Below are 4149 nucleotides of genomic sequence, written 5' to 3'. Positions count from 1 at the left end.
GACGTCTTTAACTCCAGGAAAGGCGCGAAAAAATTCCTCAGCAGAGCGAATTTGACGAGCGGGCAAAACACATTCTCGCCCCAAGGTCATCTCTAAAACCGGCAATAATATTTTTACCCAGCGACATGCCCGTGTTCTATCTAAACCAAAAAGAAGTCCTTGCAAATCATAGGTCGGATAACATTTTAAATACAATAAAATAAAAAGCAGTTTATCTAATGGGGTTGGGATAAATCCTTTCTGCCCTGCACCCATCTGCCGCTCGTGAGCTTTTCGATTCTTTTTCCGATAAATCAAATAACAAGCTGAAAATTCAGCGGCTAAATTTTTCAATTCTTCGACTGATAATCCAATGATTGCTTTACATAAACGATTATCTCGTAACAACTGCTCTTTGTTGATCATTTCAAACCGTTATTTTCTAAGTTAAACCTCTTTTTATTGTCTATAGCGTGACAATAAATGCAAGTCTCTATTCAGCAACTAGTTTAGTGATAAAAAAACGCATAATGGAAGTCGGTAGACACCAGTACGCCAGCCCCAACAGATAACTTGACCCTTTGCCTTGCTTAAGTCTGCGAAGCCCAACAAAGGCCACGGCTAATGCTGGAGCAAATATCCACATATTGACGAAAATCGCACAGCCGATGAGCGGGAAATAAACCACCACCTCATCCATCTGCAGCCCACAAAAACGACGTTGATGGGTGAGCGTGGTCGGAAACTGATAGCGAGAAGCGCCATCCATTTAAATCAACCCGAAGACCACGTTAACAAACACAATCACCGCCGCAATCCCACCAAACACCGCCAGATTTTTAGTTTTCACATAAGCAAAAATCGCGGCCAAAATTTCCAGAACGTATAAAATCCAGACAACGGTCGAGCCTTTGCCAAAGGTACTTTTCACCACCTCCTTGCCGCCACTGAATAAATCTTTAGCAACAACCGGCGTATCATCGGCATAAACTTGCATGGCAGGAAATAGCATTAATATCCCGAAAAAAGTCATCGTTAATAACGATTTTTGTTGCTTTAAAACCTTAAAGATGGCTACCGCACCCACAGTGAAGGGGTTTTTTAGGCATGAAATTACCTTGCCGTTCATTTAAGTCTCCTTAAAACGGTTAATGATTAAATTGAGTAAATACTTAGCGTTATACTGTGCTAACCCTTAGTAACGGTTGGAATTTAGGTAATTAAAAATTAACAGTGCTTAATATTATTCTTAATTAATTTCTCCTTTTTAGATTTTTCAAAAGTGAAAAACTTATTTACTTTAAGGTATACCCTAAATTTCGGTATTAAAAGTGCTAAAAATTACGTGGAAATTTTTTAAATTTGTGCTAAGGCGATGAGGGGTAATATTTGTGATTTTTTATAAAAAAACTAAATTATGAAGATATATTTTACCCATTAATCAATAGCAAACAGGATGACATTAATATGGAGTTTATACTGAGTGATACCAAAAATGATAAAGAAGAAAACACCATAATAAATAACCTATGGAAACATAATTCCCAATTTACGCCTGTTGATATTCATACTCTAAGAGTGATTTTTCAAGATAACAACCTGATTCAGGGTGGATTAATTGCCAGAACATGGTGGGGAGGTCTTGACATCCAATACTTATGGATAGCTGAAAATTACAGGAAAAAGAATATTGGCAAAAAATTAATGAAGATGGCAGAAGATGAAGCGATAAAAAGAAAATGTCACATGGCTTATGTTGATACTTTCGATTTCCAAGCTGTTAATTTTTATAAAAAGCTCGGATACGAAGAATATGGCCACCTGTCCGAATTTGCTCATCGTCACACCCGATATTATTTATCCAAGCAACTAGGGAGTTGAGCTATGAATAATAATGCCTATATTGATAGCAACAATAATATTATTGCTCATGCGATTATGATGATAGAGCATCTCAACGAACCATGGGGAATTAAGGATAAAAATTCACACCATGTCTACATGAACAAAGCGGCGCTAAAATTTACAAACACGCCTCAACACTTTGCTTTCGAAGGGAAAAAAGATAGTGAATTTCCTACCCAATGGAGTGAACTGGCAGATGACTTTGTTCAGCATGATAATTTAACCGCAAATACCAATCGAAGTATCAGAGTAATAGCAACTCATTATTGGAATGGCAATAAATATTTAACCCCTTATATTAGCGAGAAAATTCCGCTTTTAAATTCTCGAAGAGAATCATTAGGTATTTTATGGAATGCAAAAGAACTCATTTATATCACCCCATTAATTAACATAAATAAAAAGAATCCGACGGTAGTTACAACAGAAACAAAAAACACCCCATTCAATAAAAAAGAATTAAATGTTATTTTTCTTGTACTCCAAAATTTATCTTATAAAGAAATAGCCAATATATTAAATATTGCCCCTCGTACTGTCGAAAGTCGGTTAAAAATCATCTTCAAAAAAACAGATGTGCATTCCCTTTATCAATTAAAAGGCTATTGCAGTCATATAGGCTTGGATAACTATGTGCCTGATTCTTTTTTATGTAAAGGACTTCATTTTATCACAAAATAAAATGGTTATGTGCGGGATAAATACTGCTATTTATAACAAGGTAAACTTATCATATGAACCTAATCGATAACTATCCGACAAGTCGTGTTCCCACCAATATACGTTTATCATTCCTTAGTGTCACCTTAGTGCATGCGGGCATGTTAACCGCTTTAGATCAGTTCATGCTAGGCGCAGTATTAGGTCATTCAATGACTATAGCTGATGCTTTTCTAGCCATTTTTATCAGCAGTATTATTTTCGGGGTGGTAACTTTTGGATTAGGCTTTGCGGGTATGAAAGAGGGATTATCCAGTAGTCTCCTCGCCAGATGGTGTGGTTTTGGACAAATAGGTTCAATCCTCGTTAGTTTGGTGATAGCCACTAGTTTGATAGGCTGGTTTGGCGTGCAAAATGCCGTCTTTGCGAAAGGGCTTAACTTTGCATTAGGCGATAAGTTAGGTTTTGAATGGTCAGCGACATTTTCAGGATTATTTTTGACCGTCCTGGTTGCTTTTGGCTTTAAAGCCTTACGATTTACGGCGTGGATTGCCGTCCCGTTCTTTATCATCGTTATTGTCTTCATTTCTGTGAGAATTCTTGATAATCACAATACCATTGAATTAATTAATTCAATTCCTACCGGTAAACCAATGACACTCTCTTCCGCCATTACATTAATTATGGGCGGTTGTATTGTAGCCAGTCTTATTACCCCCGATATGAGTCGATATTCAAAAAACAGTCGGCAAGTGTTTCTTATAACGATGGTATCCATTATTTTGGGTGAATTTCTGGTTAATGGCCTTGCTATATTATTAGCTAGGGCATTAAATACCGCAGATGTTGTCACTATTATGACTGAGACAGCAGGAGGGATTGGATTGCTGGTTATTATCTTCTCTACCCTACGTGTTAATGACATTAATCTTTACTCATCATCATTGAGTATTGCCAATTCAATTTCTGTGCTAACGGGCAAAAAGGTCAATTACACGTTAATCACCCACGAGTTTCGCAGTCTCTAAAAAAGAAGTATAAATTTAAAAACAAGAAAAAATAAGGATGTTCATATTTTGTCCGGTTATCCATGCATTAAAGATATCTATAAAATATTCTTGCAAGTAAGCAGTGTAAGATACTCTAGTTTGGCGTTATCAGAAGTCAGCCCATCGCCTTTATCTCATGACACGGTTAGCCGATGGTTAAAAAGTAGATGTTTCCGCCCTAAAGAGGCTGTCGCAAAAGAGGTAGTATCATGTTTTTAATGATTTCAATATTTTGATTTTAAAGAAAAAATTAAATTATTTTTATTGTAAATACCCCTTTTGCGACAGCCTCTAAAGACCTATGGCGATTAGTTGAACCTTCTATAGACAAAAAAAGCCCTTGTGTACTAATTGCCGATGATACATTGATTGCCAAAACACGTAGTAGAAAAATAGAGATGGTTCATTATCAATATTCAGGTAATAAGCATGATGTTATTGCTGGCATAGGTTTGGTTAATTTGCTTTGGCATGATCTGACAAGTGTTGAATCAATTCCTATTGACTATCGTATTTATGATAAAGATTCTGATGGAAAAACAAAAAACACGCACTT

At 36.4% G+C, this 4149-nt stretch carries 7 protein-coding genes and 1 pseudogene; 5 read left to right on the top strand and 3 right to left on the bottom strand.

The window, feature by feature from the left end:
- From CBG25_RS17020 to CBG25_RS17010, 3 genes are all read right to left on the bottom strand, one after another.
- On the bottom strand, nucleotides 1-405 hold a 405-nt coding region (locus CBG25_RS17020), incomplete at its 3' end, for a transposase family protein (RefSeq protein WP_290603697.1).
- A gap of 67 nt (nucleotides 406-472) precedes the next feature.
- A complete protein-coding gene (gene traL, locus CBG25_RS17015) occupies nucleotides 473-748 on the bottom strand; it encodes a type IV conjugative transfer system protein TraL (RefSeq protein WP_290608113.1) in 276 nt (91 codons plus the stop codon).
- Nucleotides 749-1108 carry a type IV conjugative transfer system pilin TraA gene (locus CBG25_RS17010; RefSeq protein WP_290608112.1) on the bottom strand — a complete coding sequence of 120 codons (360 nt, stop codon included), beginning with the start codon at nucleotides 1106-1108 and terminating at the stop codon, nucleotides 749-751.
- Nucleotides 1109-1446: 338 nt separating this feature from the next.
- Here CBG25_RS17010 and CBG25_RS17005 point away from each other — a divergent pair, with 338 nt between their 5' ends.
- The 5 genes and pseudogenes from CBG25_RS17005 to CBG25_RS21525 form a co-directional block, all read left to right on the top strand.
- Nucleotides 1447-1860, top strand: a complete 414-nt coding sequence (locus tag CBG25_RS17005) for a GNAT family N-acetyltransferase (RefSeq protein WP_290608110.1) — start codon at nucleotides 1447-1449, stop codon at nucleotides 1858-1860.
- A 3-nt stretch (nucleotides 1861-1863) separates the two neighbouring features.
- The gene (locus CBG25_RS17000; protein ID WP_290608108.1) at nucleotides 1864-2565 is read left to right on the top strand and encodes a PAS and helix-turn-helix domain-containing protein; all 702 of its coding nucleotides are present in this window, start codon (nucleotides 1864-1866) and stop codon (nucleotides 2563-2565) included.
- A 53-nt stretch (nucleotides 2566-2618) separates the two neighbouring features.
- Nucleotides 2619-3539 (top strand): annotated as a pseudogene (locus tag CBG25_RS16995) (cytosine permease); the annotation flags it as partial.
- 81 nt (nucleotides 3540-3620) lie between these two features.
- Nucleotides 3621-3812 (top strand): hypothetical protein, encoded by a 192-nt coding sequence (locus CBG25_RS16990; RefSeq protein ID WP_290608106.1) that lies wholly within the window; start codon nucleotides 3621-3623, stop codon nucleotides 3810-3812.
- A 35-nt stretch (nucleotides 3813-3847) separates the two neighbouring features.
- Nucleotides 3848-4149 (top strand): transposase (locus CBG25_RS21525; protein ID WP_366212800.1); only part of this gene is annotated, 302 nt, incomplete at its 3' end.

Origin of the sequence: Arsenophonus sp. ENCA (genome assembly GCF_002287155.1) — a bacterium.
In the GTDB taxonomy this organism is placed as follows: domain Bacteria; phylum Pseudomonadota; class Gammaproteobacteria; order Enterobacterales; family Enterobacteriaceae; genus Arsenophonus; species Arsenophonus nilaparvatae.
This window is presented reverse-complemented; position numbering and strand designations above follow the sequence as displayed.